Raw genomic sequence first — 18,219 nt, 5'->3', positions numbered from 1 at the left:
TACATCTTTAAAATTATATAAATTACTCTTTCTATGGCCTTATCGCAATGCTTTAATATCCTGAATCAGCATTGCAACATTTTCTTTCTTTGTAGCCCAACTGGTACAGAATCGAACAGCACTATGTGCATCATCAACCTTTTCCCAAAAGGAGTAAGTATATTTTTTACTCAATGTCTTTAGTATACGATCTGGCAAAATCGGAAACTGCTGATTGGTTGTAGAACGGTATTGAAAAGAAAAACCTTGCTCAGATAATCCGTTTTGAAGCAGCATTGCCATATCTATAGCGTGTTTGGAAATTTCAACGTATAAACCGTCTTCAAACAAAGTTTCGAATTGAATGCCCAACATTCTTCCCTTAGCCAGCAGTCCTCCTTTTTGCTTGATTATATATCTAAAATCTTTTTTCAATGTATCATTTAGAATGACTACTGCTTCTCCCATCAAGGCTCCAATTTTGGTCCCGCCAATATAAAATACATCGCATAGCTTTGCTATATCTGCTAAAGATACGTCGCTATCTTCGGCCACCAAGCCATAGCCTAATCGGGCTCCATCTATAAACAGTGGTAAACCACACTCTTGACAGACTCTACTTAATGCTTCCAGCTCTGATTTGCTATAAATCGTTCCATTTTCAGTAGGTTGGGAAATATAAACCATCCCGGGCTGTACACTATGCTCAGGAGCGGCATCATTCCAGTGAGCGTCATATAGCTCCTTTACCTGCTCGGCCCGAATTTTCCCATCATCACTTGGCAAAGTAAGTACTTTATGCCCAATAGCTTCAATCGCTCCGGTCTCATGTACGGCAATATGTCCAGAAACTGCAGCAACGACGCCTTGATGCGGACGCAGAATAGAAGAAATGACGGTGGTATTGGTCTGTGTACCTCCAACCAAAAAGTGTACATCTGCATTTGGGGAGTCACATGCTTCTTTAATATATGCTCTGGCTTTTTCACAATGATCGTCCACACCATAACCTGGAGTTTGTTCATCATTAGTCTCCAGTAGTCGCTTTAATATGCGCTCATGAGCACCTTCGGTATAGTCGCATTCAAATCGTATCATTCTGTATCCTCTCCAAATTATCCAATTTCTTCTGAATTAACAACATAGAAGCATGTAATTCCTTTATCTCTTCTTCTGAAAGTCCTTGAACTAATTTTAGAATTTGTTCATCAGACCTTTCATTCAGTTGGTTATAGAACTCCTTTCCTTTAGGAGTCAAACGAATCAGATTTGTTCTATTATCCAACGTTGAATTTTCCTTAACAAGAAAGCCCTCTTTGCAAAATTTAGCAATGATCCTACTCATATAGCTGCGATCAATTTTAAGAGATTCGACTAGAGTATTCGCAATACATGGCTCGATCAACCCGATCTCTATAATGACACGGGCCTCAGTAAAGGAATATCCGCTATCCAGCACATGTCTATCTAAAACACCTAGTATATTCGTATAGAACCGATTAAAACGCCTCATATCCGCTATCATATTAGCATCTATATTGATCATAACTCCCCCAATTTAGTGGACTTTTGCAACAATTATAGTAATGATTTTTGTGGACTCTGTCAATGAAATAATAATCAATATCGACAAAAGAAAAAATCGTACATTAAGACACTCGTCTAATGCACGATTTCATAGTAATAAGGAGATAATGAAGTATATTCTTTTCTATATTTACCTATAAGGTCATTGAGCTATCGCTATTTATAGCCTTTTCCTTCTTATGCTTCCGTTTCAGCTTCAGATGAGCTACGACCATATACAGCGTCGGAACTACAAACAATGTTAAAATAGTTGAAAAAATCAGTCCGAAAATAATGGTCGTTGCTAACGGTTTGAACAAGATCTCGCCTATTGTGGCAATAGGGATCATACCCACAATCGCAGTTAGCGAAGTAAGCAAGATCGGACGGAAACGGGCAGAGCATGCCATTAGAATGGCGTCTGTTAAATCAGCGCCTTCACGCCGCGCGTCTTCAATAAACTCTATCAACACGATACCGTTACGCACGACGATACCAGCAAGTGAAATGATACCCATAATACTCATGAATCCAATTGGCATCCCCGAAATAAAACTTCCAAGGATTCCCCCTGCCGCTGCCAGATAAACAGTGGTCATAATAATGAGCGGTGTGGAAACCGAGTAAAACTGCATGGTAATTAAGAGGAGAATAAGAAAAATAACAATCACAGCTAATTTGCCCAAATCCTTAAACATATCAGACTGCGCAGATGTTTCCCCTCCCATCTCCCAGGTGTAGTCTGGTTCAAACTGGGTATTTGTAAGTTTGCTACGGATATCATTAGTGAGTTCTGTAGCTGTACGCCCATTTCCATTGGCTGAGATCGTTACCGTCCGTTCCAGATCATAGCGGTGGATTTGTTGGATGGAAAAGTCCGGTTTCATCGTGGCTAATTGGGATAAGGGGATTTGCTCCCTTGCCGCATTGTTCACACTTAATTGTTGGAATAATACCTCAGGATCATGGTTTGGTTTGTTCATGTATATATTGACATCAAGCAATTCCTTACCCGTATCAAAATCCGTTACGTTCACCCCGTCACCCATTAATAGCAAAGTACGCGTTAAATCGGAATAGCTAACCTGATATTTATCCAAGGCTTGCTGATTAATTTGGAAATTCAGATTATAGCTTTGCATACCCATATTATCGGTCACATCTACAGCTCCGGGGGTTCCCGCAACAATTTCTTTGACTTTAGTTGTCATGTTTTGCAGCTTATCAATGTCTTCTCCTTTTATACGGATAGATACCGCACTGCCGACCGGAATACCTAATTGGGGAACGCGAATGCTGATTAATGCAGATGGATATTTAGCTTGTAGCGTATGGGTCCAGTTATCCACTGTTTTTTTGAGATCAAATAGCCCCTCTTTTCCAACGACAGCAATTTGGCCGTTTACCGCCCCCCCAGAGCCGCGACCACCTGCAACATCGCTGTACAGCTGAGGCGCTCCTCCACCTGCCGTTGCCGCCAGCCGCTCTGTTTCTGGCTGTTTTTTGACCCACATGCCAATCTCGTTAATAACCTGATTGGTTGCCTGCAACGATGTTCCTTCTGGCATCGTTACACTGATCGTGGCATCCGCTTGATCGGAATCCGGAAATAACTCAATAGGAACAACAGCAAGTAGTCCATAAGCTGCTGTACCCATCATAAGGCCAATAAGCGCTGTTAAAAGTGGGCGTCGCAGTATTCTTGGCATCCAGTTTTTAGAGTACACATTGGATAGAGACTGGATTTGATTCCCCAGAAGTCCAGGTGGCTTAACTGTCCTACTACTCTCTTTTCCTTTACGACGTTGATCATACCATTGACGGAAAATAGGAATGATCGTTAATGACATAATCATGGAAGCCAGCATCGTTAACGAAATAACGGTAGGTATCGGTTTAATAAAGTCACCAATGGTGCCCGGCAGGAATAAAAGCGGGGCAAATGCTGCAACCGTAGCTAGTGTAGCTGTAATGATTGATAAGGATACCTCTTTCGTTCCTTTAATGGCTGCCTCCGTAGCATCTTCCCCAAATTCAATGCGTCGGCGTTCAATATTGTCATTGACCACGACGGCATCATCAACCAATATCCCTAGCACGATGATTAATCCGATGACTGAAATTTGATTCAGCGTGATTCCTGTTGTGGGCAAGAAAATAAAGCCGATGGCGATGGAAACAGGAATGGCCAAGGCCACAAATGCAGAAGTCAGCAAATTTAAACCTAATGTACATATAACAATGACCGATATAATAGCGATGATCATCTCTTTGGTCAGGTTTCCAAACATTTCATCTACTCGATCATTTTGCGCAAAAAGCAGCTCAAAATGTACATTCTTCGGCAAACTGCTCACAAGTTCATTGATTTTGACTGTAGTCGCTTTAGATACTGTTGGCACGTCTGTGCCTGTATCTCCACTCACACTGATCGAAATAGCAGGCTTGTTATTCACATACGTATAACTAGCTGCTTTTTTAAAAACAAGTGAGGCTGTCCCTACATCTTTCAGAGATATCGGGAATCCATCGTCATTACTTGAAATCTGGACGTTATTTAGAATGGATGGATCGGTAGAGGCATTTACCGTCAGCTGATAAGTACGCTCATTGAAATCCATACTACCTGTAGGAACTCTTTCATTCTCATTTTTGATTGCTTGAACAACCTGCTCCCAGGAGATGTTATATTGTTGCATCTTTTGTGTGTCTAAACTGATTCGTACTTCTTGATCTGGTATTCCTTGAATATTAACTTGCGAAACACCCGAGACCGTTTTTAATTGATCTTTCCATTTGTTCATTAATTCATTCAACGAGTATAAATTCTCAATTTTATCAGAAGTAATCGCATATGAACCAATGAAAGAGCTTGTCATGCTATCATTGATAACCGGCTGCATCGCATCATCTGGAAGCTCGGACTGTGCATCCTGTACCTTTGTACGAAGATCAGCCCATACCTTTGTCGGGTCTGCATCTTCAAAAGCTTCTACAGTTATACTGGATTGGCCTTTAGATGAAGTGGAAGAAATCGTTTTGACACCTTGTACGGCTTTAATTTTCTGTTCCATGACCTTAGTAATGGTTTGCTCGATTCTTTCGGGTGAGGCGCCCGGATAGATGGTTGTAACACTGGCTGACAAGGGAATAACATCGGGCTGCTCTTGTTTAGGTAACGATGTAAAATTGTAGAGCCCTAGCACAATGCACATGCCAAAGAAAATGAGTGTAATTTTTTGTTTTTTAACGATATATTTAATCATTCGGACGACTCCTCCGATTTCTCAAGTACGTCACTCCCAATTAAATCACCATTAAATAAGGTTCCTGCTCCTTGTGTAACGATTTGATCGCCTGCCTGTAGTCCAGAGACCACTTCGAGCTGATTATTAGTCACTTTCCCCAGTTTAATCGGTGTTTTGACGGCTTTTCCGTTTACAGCTTTAAAGACATAAGGATCATTTCCCGTACTAATTACGGCCTCTACGGGCACTAAAAGCGCTTCGTTTTGATTCATGCTTTTAGATGCGCTTATGACTTGACCAGGTTTCCAATTCAGTTCGGGATTGGGAATGCTAACTTCCACATTGATGCTTCCCGTTTTGGAATTAGTCGATGGATAGATCTGAGTAACGGTCCCTGTTCTAATTTCATCGTAGAGAGATATATTTACTTTTTGGTTTTTCTTCCACGATAAGATTTCACTGTCCGGTACGGGGAGGAGTACTTTTAAAGTCTTGATATTTCCGACAACAAATGCCTCACTCCCGCTGGAGCCCAGTTGACCATCAGATATCTTTTTTTCAATCACAACACCCGTGATCGGGGAAGTTAAAGTAGCTTTTTTCAGTGACAAGGCTGACTGTTCATAAGCAGCCAATGCATCCTCATAGGTAGCCTGCGCCTGAGCTTTACTGGCTAGCCCTTGTTGTATAGTAGCCCTAGCCGATTCCAGCCCTGCCCTGGCCTGATCTACCCCGGCCGAAGCTTGGGCACGCTCTTCCTGGGATGCCCCTGCAAGCAAAAGAGACAATTTCTCTTGCGCATCACTTAAGCTTTTTTGTGCGTTTGCTAATTCCAGCTGCGCATTCTCATTTTCCGTTAATGATACTGCACCTGCCTGGAATAGACTTTGGGACCGTGCGGCATCCGCTTTCTTCTTGTTATAATTATTAGTTGCTACAGTAACCGCATTTTGAGACTGTGCAATCTCCTGCTTTTTGGCGCCATTGTTCAATTCCTGCAATTTGGATTGGGCCGCGTTGACCTGGGATTGTGAACTATGAATGCCCGCCTGGGCCGATTGGACAGTAGCCTCCGCTTGGCTTACACCAGCCTTTGCCTTTTCCATGGTTGCCTTTGCCCGATCCAGCTGTAACTGGTAAGCAGATGTATCTAACTTCGCAAGGACACTTCCTTTTTCTACTGAATCCCCAACTTCAACCATGGTGTTCAATATACGTCCATCCGCTTCAAAGGAAACATTGGCCTCATTACTTGCCTGCAATGTTCCCGCCAAATTAAAATCATTGGCCAAAGGTTTCATTGCAAGTTTCTCAATTTTTACCGGGTGACTGGCTTCTGTTACAGAGTTCTCCGATGCACTGGAGCAACCGGAAGCTACTAAGGCTAATGCAACCCCTGCAATCATTATCCTGATTTCTTTTCTCTTCAACTAATGTCATCCTCTCTGATTCTCTCTTCTAAAGGTGCTATCAGCAACCCGTGGGTCAAGTAAACTTTTTCATCCTTTTTTCATGTTATAGCAATGAACAAACAAAAAAATCGTACAAAGGGGCAAGCACCTTATGTACGACTGGGCAAATAAATAACATATTTTCAGTTATTATTTCTAAAGCTGTAAAATACCACGTTCCAACGAAACGGCAACGGCTTCGGATCTGGAATCAACACCAAGCTTGTTATAAATATTCGTTAAATGTGCCTTTACGGTACGCTCGGAAATTCCCATATCAAACGCAATTTCCTTACTTTTAAAACCATGTGCAACAGACTTTAGTATGTGTCTTTCCTTATCAGTCAGAACTAAGCCTCTTTCGTGTGATTCTATCTCAGCTTCTCTTTTATTCGTAGCAGCAAATACCCTTGCTGTTATTTCTGGCTGAAGCAGCGTTTCACCCCTTAGCGCAGACTCAATAGTGCGAAATAAGTTTTCTCGACTGGTATCTTTTAGTAAATATCCTTTTGCCCCCAATGAGAGTCCCTTAATCATTAAATCATCTTCGTTATAGGTCGTCAGGATAATGACTGGTGTTTCATTTTGTTTTTCTCTGAGGGCTTTCATGGTTTCCAAACCACTCATTTGTGGCATATATAAATCCAACAATATGACATGCGGCTGAAGTTCTTCGATCAATTTAAGAGCCGTTACACCTTCTCCAGCTTCACCAATCACTTCATAACTGTCATTGGTCTCCAGCACCAGCTTTAATCCTTCTCTAACTACCCAATGATCGTCGACGATTAAAATCTTGTATTTCATGATAGGTCTCCTTTAGTAAGGGGCGCCTCTATTTTTATAGCTGTACCTTCTTGAAATATACTGCTGATATTGATTTTTCCACCCAGCATCCGTACACGCTCATGTATGCCTATGATTCCGTAATGCCCTGTTTGCTTGGCAATAATATCTGTATCAAATCCTTTTCCATCATCGCGAATCTGAATTTCAATCTTGCCTTCATTATCTAAAATATGAATCCATACGGTATTAGCATGTGAATGTTTCGCTACGTTGGTTAAACACTCGCTTATAATAAACAATCCATGTTCGAACAACAGTCTGGGGACGGAAGCTTTAATTTTGATGTTGCGTATTACACGAATGCTCGTAGCCATTGTAAATCGCTGTATTTCTTCCTCCACTGCTTCTGCAAAATCAACTTCCGAGATGGTTTTCGAACGCAGATTGTCTATAGCTCGCCTTGAATCAGACAATGTTCTTCGCACTTGTGACATCGATTGTTGGACGATCTCCTGAGCTCTTTGCGTACTCCCTTTTGTCAGATGGGCATCAATGGCTTCAAGTTGCATGATTAGCCCAGCAAGCCCTTGAGCCAGCGTATCATGAAGATCCCGGGCCATACGTTGCCGTTCGTTAGCAATTGTAAGTTCTTCGACCTTTTGATGTGCGATTTCAAGTTCTTTAAGAACGTTTTGCGTTCGAATTCGTGCTTTGACTTGTTTGAGAAAAAGAACGGCATAAGCTACTATAACAACTGCAATTAGAAAAAATAGAGGGATGAACAAAACAAACTGCCTGCCATCATTATGCCAGACCACAGCCACACAAAAAAGTACATAGGAGATCAAAAATACAAGAATGACCTTAAGCGGCTTATAATAAATACCTATACTCTGACCCACCAAAATTGGCATTAACCCCACCAGTACAATGGAAAAACTGTTAGGTAGAAGAAATGCACTTGAAAAGATCAATCCCCCTTGCACAACAAAATAAGCCCATGAAAAATGTTTTGCAACTCTATGAGCATGCAAGTACAAGAGGATGTGCAATATGATGATTACAGTGAATAAGACACTTTGCAGCAGATTTAGACCCCCGAACAAATGTTGAAGAATGACAGACTCACTATAAATTATAAAAATCCATATTATGGTTAATACTTTAGAAATATCTTTCTGCTCAAATTCACCTTCACTTATTTCCGGATCTAGATTTTGAATCTGTTCATTGAATACATCAATCATAATTCCCTCCTACAATTCTGAATTCGGCTTTTCAACTTATTAGAGACAACGCCGCTATGATGACCTGGTCCATTTAGTTTGAACAGAAATCATTTATATATTATTTTACAAAAAAACAAACAGAAAAAAACGTACACATGGGCAATATCATTTGTACGTTTGGGCATTAAATACTATTTGTTCGACTCCAGCCAAATATGTGTCATATAAAAAGCACGCAACAGGTTATCCTGTGCGCGCTTGGTCATTCTCTATTTCTCCTCCAACTCATCCGGTACATCGTACTTATTGATATGTGAAGTTATTGCTGCAACGGCTTCGCTGGCATCCGTCGTGGCCGGTACTTCTCTAACCACATCATCCGTCTGGTCACGAAAATTCAAGCGGTCTGCCTCGATTTCCTTCTGTTGATTGGGTTTCATTTTTCATATCGCTCCTTTCTTATTCCAGTACCTGATCTCGTTCTGTTAACGCGTACAAAGGCACTTCCCGTTCCTCTTCTGGATTGCTCAGCGCATAAATGCGTGCCGTCTCACGCTGTTCATTCACATGCTGAATATAAATGGGTAGCCCATCGCACAACACATTCGCCATGATGGAAGAGGACGCTATTTCTTGCGCTCTTTGAATATTCACTTAGAAAAAACCTCCCTTGCTAAGTAGAGTTCGCCTTTACTATGCACGAGTTAAATATTTGTTATACACATTTCATGCCAACATGTGTTTCACGATCATGAAAGGATATCATTTGAAAAAATAAATATTATTGTTATTATGGATTAAGAGATTCAGTGAAAACTGCGATCTTAATTGTAGAGAAAAGGAGTAATGATGGATGTTAAACGTATTAATGGTTAACTTTCCGGCAGAAGGACATGTAAACCCCACGCTTGGGATCACGCAAGCCTTTGCAGCACGAGGGGACCAGGTTCATTACATTACAACTGAGAAATACAAGAATAGACTCGAAGCAGTTGGAGCGAAGGTTCACCTGCATCCTGATCTGGTCAGGACTGCTTCCATTGATACCAACACTCCGGCAGGACTGAACGCATTTATGAATATTCATATCCAGACTTCGATGGACATCTTAGCCATCACTCAGGAGCTGTCCGAGCGTATTCAATTTGACTTGGTGTTCTATGATCGATTCGGAGCTGGTGAATTAGTAAGAGATTATTTGAATATTCCAGGCATTTCTTCATCCCCATCTTTTCTCATTTCAAATCATCTGATGGCTGCCAATCTCTTCCGCTCCGACGCTAAAGTACCGTTTCAGCCTGATGAACAAGTCACGTCTTCACTGCATCTCATGAAAGAAAGGTTCGGTGTTGCTCCCAAAGATCTGGTTCAATTTATGAACAATTCAGGAGCTTTGAATGTTGTATATACGAGCAGATATTTTCAACCGAATGGTGAACAATTTGGGGACGAGCATCTTTTTATTGGCCCCAGCTTCCCGGAGCGCAAAGGAGAAAATTCATTCCCGCTGGACAGACTACAGGGTAAAAAGGTTTTATATATTTCGATGGGAACTGTGCTGGACCACACTGAAGACTTTTTTAACACCTGCATTGAGGCTTTTTCCGATTTTGAAGGCATCGTCGTGATTGCAGCTGGCGAGAAAGCTGACTTTACCAAAATTAACCCGGCCCCTGAGCACTTTATCATCTCGTCTTATGTTCCTCAATTGGAGGTATTACGTCATTCAGATGTATTTATTACTCATGGTGGAATGAACAGTGTGAATGAAGGAATTCACTTTAATGTACCCTTGGTCGTGCTGCCTCAGGACAAGGATCAGCCCATGGTCGCGCAGCGGTTAACGGAACTTCAAGCGGGCTATCGAATAACTAAGGATCAAATCAATACACAAACGTTAAGAGATGCCGTACATGAGGTAGTGTCAAACGCAGCGTATAAAGAGGGCGTACAAAAAATAAATGACAGCTTCCAGCAATCCGGCGGTACAAAAGAAGCTCTCGCAAAAATTGATGCTTATCTTGATGCTTATCTGCAACATAAGCGCGCCTAAAATCACACGAGCAAAATGGCCACAAAAAAACAGGAATCTGACCATCCACGGTCAGGTTCCTGTTTGTATGCGATTCTATGCGAGGATATCCCACTTCTGGAACGAGGCAATCGTACAGTTTCCGTTCGCAAATGCACGAATACCTGTTGATTCCATTCCGGGATACACTCTTCCTGTGAGAACGTATTCGCCGTCGCCGATGAATATCTCCACAGAGCTTTTATCGACGAAAATCCGAAGCTCCAGGCGCCCCTCTTGTAATTCCAAGGGCACTCTTCTCTCTCCGCCCGGGCCTATACCGGCACGTTCTCGGTTGAAACGGAACAGACCGTCATCGGGACGGTACGACAGTACAGTCTCCTCTTCGCTACCCACCCGCAGTTTCAAACCGAATTCATCGGTGTTACTGGACTCAAACTCAAATACGACCTTCAGTTCGTAGCTATCTCCGCGCGTGTCCATAATCTGCTCACCTGTCAGTAAGATATCTCGCTGCTCGAACAGATTGCATCGGTAATTCTTTACCTCTTCAAGTGGACGGAACAGCAGCCTGGCGCCGTCGATCACCGCTTCCCGCGGAAGACTCATCGCACCAGCCCAATGGTGCCCCTCCTGAGTCGGCATCTCCGACTCCCACATATCCATCCATCCGATAACGATACGCCGCCCTTTATCATCCAAGGTTGACTGTGGGGCATAGAAATCGAATCCGTGATCCACCTGAGCATACCGCTCTGCCGTAAATGTTCCGGCAGCGGAATTGAAATCACCTATACCGTACATGGTTGAATGCAGATTGCGGTAAGCCTCTCCCTGTGCAGGCATGCGCTGCGGGGATAGCATAAATACGTGCCGACCACCGAGCGGGAACAGATCTGGACACTCCCAATTATCGCCAAAGCGTCCGTCACTCACGGCTAGTACATTGACATACGTCCAGCTTTTCAGGTCTTCAGAACGGTAAAGCAGTACAAGTCCGTTCCCTTTGGCATCATTAGAACCGAGAACGGCGTAATATTGATCTTCGTGCCTGAACACCTTAGGGTCACGGAAGTCTTTACGGCTGATCGTGTCCGGTATAGCGTCATAACCGATAACTGGGTTGCCCTCCCACTTTTCGAACGTTATTCCGTCTTCTGATACTGCAATTCCCTGCGACTGCTTGTAATCCTGATCTTTGTCAGGCCCGGTTACAACATGTCCGGTATACATCAGGACAAGCTTTCCGTCCTGCTCAATCGCACTGCCAGAGAAGCAACCATCCTGGTCGAACTCACCGTCCGGTGCCAAAGCGATCGGTAGATAATCCCACTTCATAAGATCGCGGCTGACTGCATGTCCCCAGTGCATCGGTCCCCATACTGATTTATACGGGTAATGTTGATAGAACAAGTGATATTGCCCGTTATATTGAATGAAGCCGTTCGGATCATTCATCCAACCCAATTCAGCCATTAAATGGTAGTGCAGCCGATAATCTGGCCGAAGCATATGCTTCGATTGGGAAATAAATTGATCTGCACGCTCTCTCGTATACGTTCTAGTCTGTTTGATAAAGCATCCTCCCCCTGCAGTTATTTAATCGAGCCTTGCATAACACCCTGAATAATATACTTCTGGGCGAACAGATAGATGATAATGATCGGAAATATCGTCAGTACCAAACTTGCCATCAATGGACCATAATCCACTGTATAGGTTCCATAAAAGTTGTACGTGGACAACGGAAGTGTCCTTTGCTCCGGATCGACCAGAATAAGGGACGGCAACAGAAAATCATTCCAGATCCACAGTACATTGAGAATGGAAATGGTGGCAGTCGTGGGCATCAGTACCGGAAACACAATCCGGAAGAATGTCTGAAACCGCGTGCAGCCGTCAATTAGCGCCGCTTCCTCCAGTTCCTTTGGAATACTCTTTACAAAACCATGATAAATGAAGACGGCCAGCGAGCTGCCAAAACCGATATACATGTAAATCAGCGACCACTTGCTGTTCAGTAGATCAAGTGATCCGTAGATTTTCACCAATGGAATCATGATAGCCTGGAATGGAATGATCATGGATGCAACCATCAGCATAAATGTATATTGGTTGAACTTGGTGTTGTTTCTGACAAAATAATGGGCCGTCATCGCCGCGAACAGTGAAATAAACAGAACACTTAACACCGTTATGACCAATGAGTTGGTGAAGGCAGCGATGTAATTCATTTTATCGAATGCGTTCATATAATTGACCATACTGAAGCTCTCTGGAAGCGATAACGGATTTGAGGTGATGGCCATGTTTTCCTTGAACGAATTGATCAGCAAAAAGACGAAAGGTACGATGAACAATATGAGTATGACTGTCAGCACAATGAATTTGATCACGGAGGAAGCAATTCTTTTTCTTGTCATTACGCCTCCACCTCCAACTTCTTGCTAAAATAAACCTGAAGCAGAGTGATGAGAGCAACCATCAGGAACAACACGAATGCTTCTGCCTGCCCCACACCATAATCACGGGAAAGGAATGCCTTTTCATACACATGCATCGACACCATTTGAGTACTGCTGAACGGCCCACCTTTCGTGAGCGCAAGGTTCACGTCATAGACCATAAATCCGCGCTGCAGGGACAAGAATATACATACGATGAAAGAAGGAACCATCAAGGGCAGCACCATTTTCCGCAGTCTGGTCCAGCTGTTTGCCCCATCAATGCTTGCGGCCTCCATAATATCATTCGGGACACCAGTCAACCCTGCGATGTAAATGACCATCATGTAACCCGCGTTCTGCCACACGGTTACAATCACGAGTGCCCAGAACGCTTTGTCGGGATCAGCCAGCCAAGTCGTGCTGAGCGACTGTATGCTGGCATGTTGTCCCAAATAGACAAGCACGTTGTTGAATATAAACTGCCATATAAAACCGAGTACAATGCCGCCGACAAGGTTGGGCAGGAAAAAACCCGCCCGGAAAATACTCTGTCCTTTTAACCCTTTTGTCAGCACATAAGCCAGCATAAAAGCGATCACATTGATAAGAACAACGGTATAAAACACATACTTGAGCGTCAAGCTGAACGATTTCCAAAACTCAATATCTCTAAAAACAGCCAGATAGTTTTGGACGCCAACCAGCGATAGTGTGGTGGAAATACCATCCCAGTTTGTGAACGTCAGATAGATGCCGTACAAAAATGGAATGATCATTACCGTTATGAAGGCAAACAAGGTTGGTCCGGTAAACAGCAGCCGCGTCCGCAGCCGATTCCATACTCCTTTTTCCGCAATCATGATGCCCCCCCTCTCTTTGTCCCTGATTTCTCTCTCTATTCCGGGTAATTTGAAAACAACCTTATTTTACGGTCTTCCAGTAGTTTTCGATTTCTTTAACCAGTGTTGCTCGATCGCCCTGTTTCGCCAGATACTTTTGCATGGAAGATCCTGTCTTGGACCAGTGGTCGGCAGGCAGCATGCTCATCGACTGCTCTGACTTGCCTTTTGCGATATAATCCTGGATGGACTTGCCCAGCGGATCGGCCGCAGGCAGTGTAATATTTTTGAACGCCGGGATGATGTTTGCTTGGTTCACGAGGAAATCCTGGCCTTTCTCTTCATAGACGATCCAGTTCAGGAACTTCTTCGCCGCCTCTTGCTGTTCTGGAGTAGCCTTCTCCTTGTCAATAACAATGCGCTTGGATACAGCAGACGAAATCTCCTGATTGCCGTAGTCATCGGCATTGTTGCTGATGGGTACAGGCAGAAAACCATATTCTTTGTTAGCGGTATCAAAACTGTTGATTTGCGGCCATGCCCAGTTGCCCATGAACCAAATGCCAACTTCACCTTTGCCGAGCAGTTCTGGTCCGCGTTCATAAGTTCCTGCTAGCGGAGAAGCCTGATCGATATTGTATTTCATCATGACGTCGAATGTATCCATAAGTCCGTTAAATACAGGATTATTAGCCAAGTCCGCCTGGCCCGCTTTTAGTGACGCCATGAATTTGTCCACTTCAGCCATGTCTTTGTTCTGGCCTGCATAAGCAAGAGGCAAATAATGAGCGCCCAGGGACCAGTCCATTGATGAAATCACCAGTGCTTTCTTTCCGGATGTCTCGATTTGCTGAAACAGTTTTTCAAGGTCATTTCGGGTTTTAATTGTGGTGGGATCAAAGCTTCCGCCTACCGCTTTATCTACAACGGCTTTGTTGTAAATGAATCCGTAGCCTTCAACAGCCAGTGGAAACGCGTAATTTTTACCATCAACTGTCGTAGCAGTGGTAGCGTTTTCAACAGTGTCCGCATTCCACTTTTCCCCGCTTAGATCGAGGATACGGTCCTTGAATTTCTCAACATCACCTGTATCTAGCATGATCATGGTCGGCGGGTTTCCTGATGCATACAAGGCAGAGGCACGCTCAAAAGGAGATCCACCAGTCGGAACCGGCTGGATTTCAACAGTAATGCCCGGATTGTCTTTCTGGAACGCCTTCGCGGCTTCCTCCAGCTGTGGAAGGATTTCACCTTTGGAGTTCAAAAGCGTAATTTTCACATTTTTCGAATCCCCTGATCCCCCTCCAGAAGCCGAATTACCTTCTCCTCCGGAGCCACTGCATGCAGACACCACCATAACCAAAAGGAGCAGCATTACCATCCATTGAACTCTTTTGAATTTCCTCATTGTTGTCATCCCCTTATTTATATAATGGCTCTGAACACTTAAATAAAACGCTTACAAACGGATTATATGTCAATGGTTTAACTTGTGTCAATCGTTTGACATGTTGAATTTTTAACATGTACTAAAAAAAATCTGTTCCCCTTGTTAGAGGAACAGATTTTCATTCAGGTCGTTGCACGCTCAATTAGTTCAACAGGCAGCAGATTGACAGGTTGTACCTGCTCCCCTTCCGCCTGCCTGCGGATCAGCTCGACCGCCAGTCTGCCGATGTCTGCAATCGGCTGTCTTACCGATGTAAGTTCCGGCGTCAGCCAGGAAGCAACGCTTACATCATCGAAGCCTACAATGCGCACATTCTCTGGCACATGCCTTCCAGCGCGAATATATTCTTTCAGCGCAAAAGCCGCAATAATATCACTTGTTGCGAACACTCCATCAACATCGGGATGTTCATGAACGAGTTTTGAAATGATTCGCTCGTACTCCTTCTGGTCGAACACATTCAAGTCTGTTTGAACGATCACATGCTGGACACCATCCCTGCCCACGACATCCCGGAATGCTTGGGTCCGCTCATTGGACAGCATGTTCAGCTCCAGATTTCCGCATATATGCGCAATTTTCTGGCAGCCTTTGCTGATGAGCAGCTCCGTAGCCAGCTCGCCTCCGCGATAATTATCCGAGGATATGTAAGGAATACACGGGTCAATCTGTCTATCAAATGTCACAATCGGTGAATTCAAATGTCGGTACTCTTCTACTTCTAATGTATGGCTACCCATAATGATGCCATCCACCCGGTTCCGCTTCAACATATCGATATACACTTTTTCCTTCACGGGATCCATATGGGAATTGCACAGCAGGACCTTGCAGTTTTGCTGATAGGCATAGAACTCAACCTGATTGGCAAGCTCACTGAAGAAAGGATGCGAGACATCGGGAATAATCAGGCCAATAATATTAGACTGCTTACGCAATAGGGATCGTGCTATTTCATTCGGTTGATAATTAAGTTCCTCCATTGCGTCGAACACTTTTTTGCGTGTAGTTTCGCTAATATATCCCCGGTTGTTCATTACACGGGATACTGTTGTGACCGACACGCCCGCTTTTAATGCTACATCATGAATTGTCGCCATATTAACCTCTTCCCGCACAAAATAAATACATACAAACTATACTCTCTCCTCATCATTTCAACAACCTTACATAACGGAAGCCTAAAAATGGACGTAAATGTTAGGTGACTGAACTTTGCGAATCCCAAATTAGAGGTTACAGCAAGTTCTACTAACTTCATAAACTGATCATCATACATAATTCGCGAAGAGCTTTCTTCTTCCATTTGTTCACCGCCTGCCGAGTGATTTTGAGTTCTCATTTCTATAAAATAATACAACAGCCTATCCAATTGGATAGGCTCAGGCTGTCGAGAAACCCCCTGTTTTTTTTGCAGGGGGTTTAAAACTGTCTTAGTGGTCTAAAAACTAGGGTCCTCAGATCGTTTTAAATCGATTTTTGTTTTAAAAGATGCGTCTCCCCATATAAAAATAGAATTGTCGAAAAGTCCTCTGGACTTTCTCGACACTCTGAGCCTATCCAATTGGATAGGCTGTCGGTAGCTGAAAGTATTAACATCATTCTGATTGTGCGTCAGTCGGTGCATTAATGTATGTATCTGTAAGCACATCAGTCGGTGCATCCGCAGGCACATTATCCGTTGCTGATTCACTGTTCTGGAGTAGTGCTCTCGGATAGGCCTGTGCACGCTCATAGTACCAGTTAAACAAGAAGCGGGCCATCGCCTGACGTCGGGTATCGCCATCCCACTTTAACCCTGCTGTTGGGTCCGCAAATGAACTCCTTGCTCCAGATTCCAGCAGAAAGCCATTCATGTGTGCGGTCATGCTGACATTACCGGCTGCTGTAAAAATGGACTTCGTGTTTTTCCCAAATCCATCATTAGAGCCGTTAAACAAATTCCAGTACTCTGAATCGCCGGGTTGTGTTTTGAACCAGGTAAATTCTGTAACATTTATTGGATAGGCTTGAGCTGCCGCCTTAATGTTGGAATCCCATTGCGATTGCAGCTTGTCCTTGTTATCATAAGCTCCGTAGCCTGGATACCAGTGGACAGCATAGCCGTAGTTGTTCAAAGGGTCTGTCAGCGGGTGTTTTGCCACCGGGCTGTAAAATTGGTTGTATCCAAGTCCTGCAGCCCAGATGACATTATCCGCTCCTTTACTTCGAATCGTGGAAATGATAGAGTTCTGGAATCTTCTCAGATCATTCCAATGGTCAAGAAAATCATTCTCGCCGGGATAGCCTCCCCAATGCCCATTCGCATACGACTTAATTGGCTCGTTGATCAGTTCAAACATGACGTTATCCGCGCTATTAATAGCCGGCTGCGAGGCAAGATACCCCCAGATTTGATTAAATTTGTCCAAATTGGATTGTGTTGTAGCCTGGTCGTTAGCCAAAGTGAAATCAAGACCAAGGGTAACATAAACGCCCTTTGTTTTCGCATAATTGATGTATGGAATAATCACATTTTGTGTAACTGCCTGTAAACCGGCGAAGTTGTATGACCCTGCGGCCACATCTCCCATATCCTGGCGGTCAATAAACAATCGGACCTGATTCATATACCAACCGTGGTTGCTTCCATACTTCGGTCTGGTGTCTGTAAAGGTGTCGGTGATATCCTTCAAATAAGCCAAAATTGCTGCATGACGATTGTTACCATTCAATTTGAGATAATAATTACTGTTTTGATAGGTCCAGTATGCTCCCGACGGCTGATGCCAGCCACTCAAAACAACAGGTTTTCCGCTGCTGTTCACCAATTGATTGCCCCTGACATGGAGCTCTCCCATGGGCATACCTGACCATGCATCTATATGTTGGTCAAACACCGGTTTTAAAGGCAATATGAATACAAGTATCAGAACTATTTTACATACCATACCTAATTTTTTCAAAGAAAGGCCTCCTCCTCAAAAATTAATTGACTATTATGCCAAAAGAATAAAATGGTATAAACATGTAGTGGCACCGCTTCCTGAGTCTATCCTATTGCAAAATCATCACCTCCCTTAATGGAAAATTATAACGTTTATTTGTATTTCTTGCATCTAATTGTATAACTTACATTTCCAAACCACAACTTGATAAAATTTAGTTTTTTTTGAGATTATTTTTCAAGAGTTAAGTTTGCTATAGTCT

Annotated in this window: 15 protein-coding genes; 1 reads left to right on the top strand and 14 read right to left on the bottom strand. The window is 43.3% G+C overall.

Features of this window, described 5'->3' with window-relative positions; genetic code table 11:
- Positions 1-39: 39 nt before the first annotated feature.
- The 8 genes from ACUYLD_RS16980 to ACUYLD_RS16945 form a co-directional block, all read right to left on the bottom strand.
- A complete protein-coding gene (locus tag ACUYLD_RS16980) occupies positions 40-1,077 on the bottom strand; it encodes a threonine aldolase family protein (protein ID WP_446675574.1) in 1,038 nt (345 codons plus the stop codon).
- A complete protein-coding gene (locus tag ACUYLD_RS16975; protein ID WP_025718002.1) occupies positions 1,064-1,525 on the bottom strand; it encodes a MarR family winged helix-turn-helix transcriptional regulator in 462 nt (153 codons plus the stop codon). The genes ACUYLD_RS16980 and ACUYLD_RS16975 overlap by 14 nt, the downstream gene beginning before the upstream one ends.
- A gap of 175 nt (positions 1,526-1,700) precedes the next feature.
- The gene (locus ACUYLD_RS16970; protein WP_446675573.1) at positions 1,701-4,811 is read right to left on the bottom strand and encodes an efflux RND transporter permease subunit; all 3,111 of its coding nucleotides are present in this window, start codon (positions 4,809-4,811) and stop codon (positions 1,701-1,703) included.
- Positions 4,808-6,199, bottom strand: a complete 1,392-nt coding sequence (locus ACUYLD_RS16965) for an efflux RND transporter periplasmic adaptor subunit (RefSeq protein WP_446675642.1) — start codon at positions 6,197-6,199, stop codon at positions 4,808-4,810. Before ACUYLD_RS16965 ends, ACUYLD_RS16970 begins: the two co-directional genes overlap by 4 nt.
- Positions 6,200-6,400: 201 nt before the next feature.
- A complete protein-coding gene (locus tag ACUYLD_RS16960; RefSeq protein ID WP_446675572.1) occupies positions 6,401-7,051 on the bottom strand; it encodes a response regulator in 651 nt (216 codons plus the stop codon).
- Complete coding sequence (locus ACUYLD_RS16955; RefSeq protein ID WP_336078204.1) at positions 7,048-8,280, bottom strand: sensor histidine kinase; 1,233 nt, start codon at positions 8,278-8,280, stop codon at positions 7,048-7,050. The genes ACUYLD_RS16960 and ACUYLD_RS16955 overlap by 4 nt, the downstream gene beginning before the upstream one ends.
- Positions 8,281-8,531: 251 nt before the next feature.
- Positions 8,532-8,702, bottom strand: a complete 171-nt coding sequence (locus ACUYLD_RS16950) for a hypothetical protein (protein ID WP_165179260.1) — start codon at positions 8,700-8,702, stop codon at positions 8,532-8,534.
- A 19-nt stretch (positions 8,703-8,721) separates the two neighbouring features.
- Positions 8,722-8,916: an H-type small acid-soluble spore protein gene (locus ACUYLD_RS16945; protein WP_446675571.1), complete on the bottom strand. Its 195-nt coding sequence runs from the start codon at positions 8,914-8,916 to the stop codon at positions 8,722-8,724.
- A gap of 199 nt (positions 8,917-9,115) precedes the next feature.
- On the opposite strand from ACUYLD_RS16945, the gene ACUYLD_RS16940 reads away from it, so the two are divergent.
- Positions 9,116-10,315 carry a macrolide family glycosyltransferase gene (locus tag ACUYLD_RS16940; protein ID WP_250266740.1) on the top strand — a complete coding sequence of 400 codons (1,200 nt, stop codon included), beginning with the start codon at positions 9,116-9,118 and terminating at the stop codon, positions 10,313-10,315.
- A gap of 75 nt (positions 10,316-10,390) precedes the next feature.
- Here the strand turns inward: ACUYLD_RS16940 and ACUYLD_RS16935 are convergent, their stop codons facing one another.
- The 6 genes from ACUYLD_RS16935 to ACUYLD_RS16910 form a co-directional block, all read right to left on the bottom strand.
- The gene (locus ACUYLD_RS16935) at positions 10,391-11,806 is read right to left on the bottom strand and encodes a glycoside hydrolase family 32 protein (RefSeq protein ID WP_254350623.1); all 1,416 of its coding nucleotides are present in this window, start codon (positions 11,804-11,806) and stop codon (positions 10,391-10,393) included.
- A gap of 83 nt (positions 11,807-11,889) precedes the next feature.
- The gene (locus ACUYLD_RS16930; protein WP_023990432.1) at positions 11,890-12,717 is read right to left on the bottom strand and encodes a carbohydrate ABC transporter permease; all 828 of its coding nucleotides are present in this window, start codon (positions 12,715-12,717) and stop codon (positions 11,890-11,892) included.
- The gene (locus ACUYLD_RS16925; RefSeq protein WP_061828966.1) at positions 12,717-13,601 is read right to left on the bottom strand and encodes a carbohydrate ABC transporter permease; all 885 of its coding nucleotides are present in this window, start codon (positions 13,599-13,601) and stop codon (positions 12,717-12,719) included. Before ACUYLD_RS16925 ends, ACUYLD_RS16930 begins: the two co-directional genes overlap by 1 nt.
- Positions 13,602-13,662: 61 nt before the next feature.
- Positions 13,663-14,988, bottom strand: coding sequence for an ABC transporter substrate-binding protein (locus ACUYLD_RS16920; protein WP_336078202.1), 1,326 nt, complete (start codon positions 14,986-14,988; stop codon positions 13,663-13,665).
- 164 nt (positions 14,989-15,152) lie between these two features.
- Entirely contained in the window at positions 15,153-16,130 is a 978-nt protein-coding gene (locus tag ACUYLD_RS16915; RefSeq protein WP_322161443.1) for a LacI family DNA-binding transcriptional regulator, read from the bottom strand.
- Positions 16,131-16,628: 498 nt separating this feature from the next.
- Positions 16,629-17,975 (bottom strand): cellulase family glycosylhydrolase, encoded by a 1,347-nt coding sequence (locus ACUYLD_RS16910; RefSeq protein ID WP_322161445.1) that lies wholly within the window; start codon positions 17,973-17,975, stop codon positions 16,629-16,631.
- Positions 17,976-18,219 lie beyond the last annotated feature (244 nt).

This window comes from Paenibacillus sp. SER-28 (genome assembly GCF_052906305.1).
Note: the sequence above shows the minus strand (reverse complement) of the source record. Positions and strands in the feature narration are given on the sequence as shown.

Bases quoted from the DNA above. Each gene is read 5' to 3' on its own strand.
- ACUYLD_RS16930 (WP_023990432.1), bottom strand. From the start codon at position 12,717: ATGACAAGAAAAAGAATTGCTTCCTCCGTGATCAAATTCATTGTGCTG.
- ACUYLD_RS16925 (WP_061828966.1), bottom strand. From the start codon at position 13,601: ATGATTGCGGAAAAAGGAGTATGGAATCGGCTGCGGACGCGGCTGCTG.
- ACUYLD_RS16955 (WP_336078204.1), bottom strand. From the start codon at position 8,280: ATGATTGATGTATTCAATGAACAGATTCAAAATCTAGATCCGGAAATA.
- ACUYLD_RS16935 (WP_254350623.1), bottom strand. From the start codon at position 11,806: ATGCTTCGGCCAGATTATCGGCTGCACTACCATTTAATGGCTGAATTG.
- ACUYLD_RS16960 (WP_446675572.1), bottom strand. From the start codon at position 7,051: ATGAAATACAAGATTTTAATCGTCGACGATCATTGGGTAGTTAGAGAA.
- ACUYLD_RS16950 (WP_165179260.1), bottom strand. From the start codon at position 8,702: ATGAAACCCAATCAACAGAAGGAAATCGAGGCAGACCGCTTGAATTTT.
- ACUYLD_RS16940 (WP_250266740.1), top strand. From the start codon at position 9,116: ATGTTAAACGTATTAATGGTTAACTTTCCGGCAGAAGGACATGTAAAC.
- ACUYLD_RS16965 (WP_446675642.1), bottom strand. From the start codon at position 6,199: ATGATTGCAGGGGTTGCATTAGCCTTAGTAGCTTCCGGTTGCTCCAGT.
- ACUYLD_RS16970 (WP_446675573.1), bottom strand. From the start codon at position 4,811: ATGATTAAATATATCGTTAAAAAACAAAAAATTACACTCATTTTCTTT.
- ACUYLD_RS16975 (WP_025718002.1), bottom strand. From the start codon at position 1,525: ATGATCAATATAGATGCTAATATGATAGCGGATATGAGGCGTTTTAAT.
- ACUYLD_RS16920 (WP_336078202.1), bottom strand. From the start codon at position 14,988: ATGAGGAAATTCAAAAGAGTTCAATGGATGGTAATGCTGCTCCTTTTG.
- ACUYLD_RS16915 (WP_322161443.1), bottom strand. From the start codon at position 16,130: ATGGCGACAATTCATGATGTAGCATTAAAAGCGGGCGTGTCGGTCACA.
- ACUYLD_RS16980 (WP_446675574.1), bottom strand. From the start codon at position 1,077: ATGATACGATTTGAATGCGACTATACCGAAGGTGCTCATGAGCGCATA.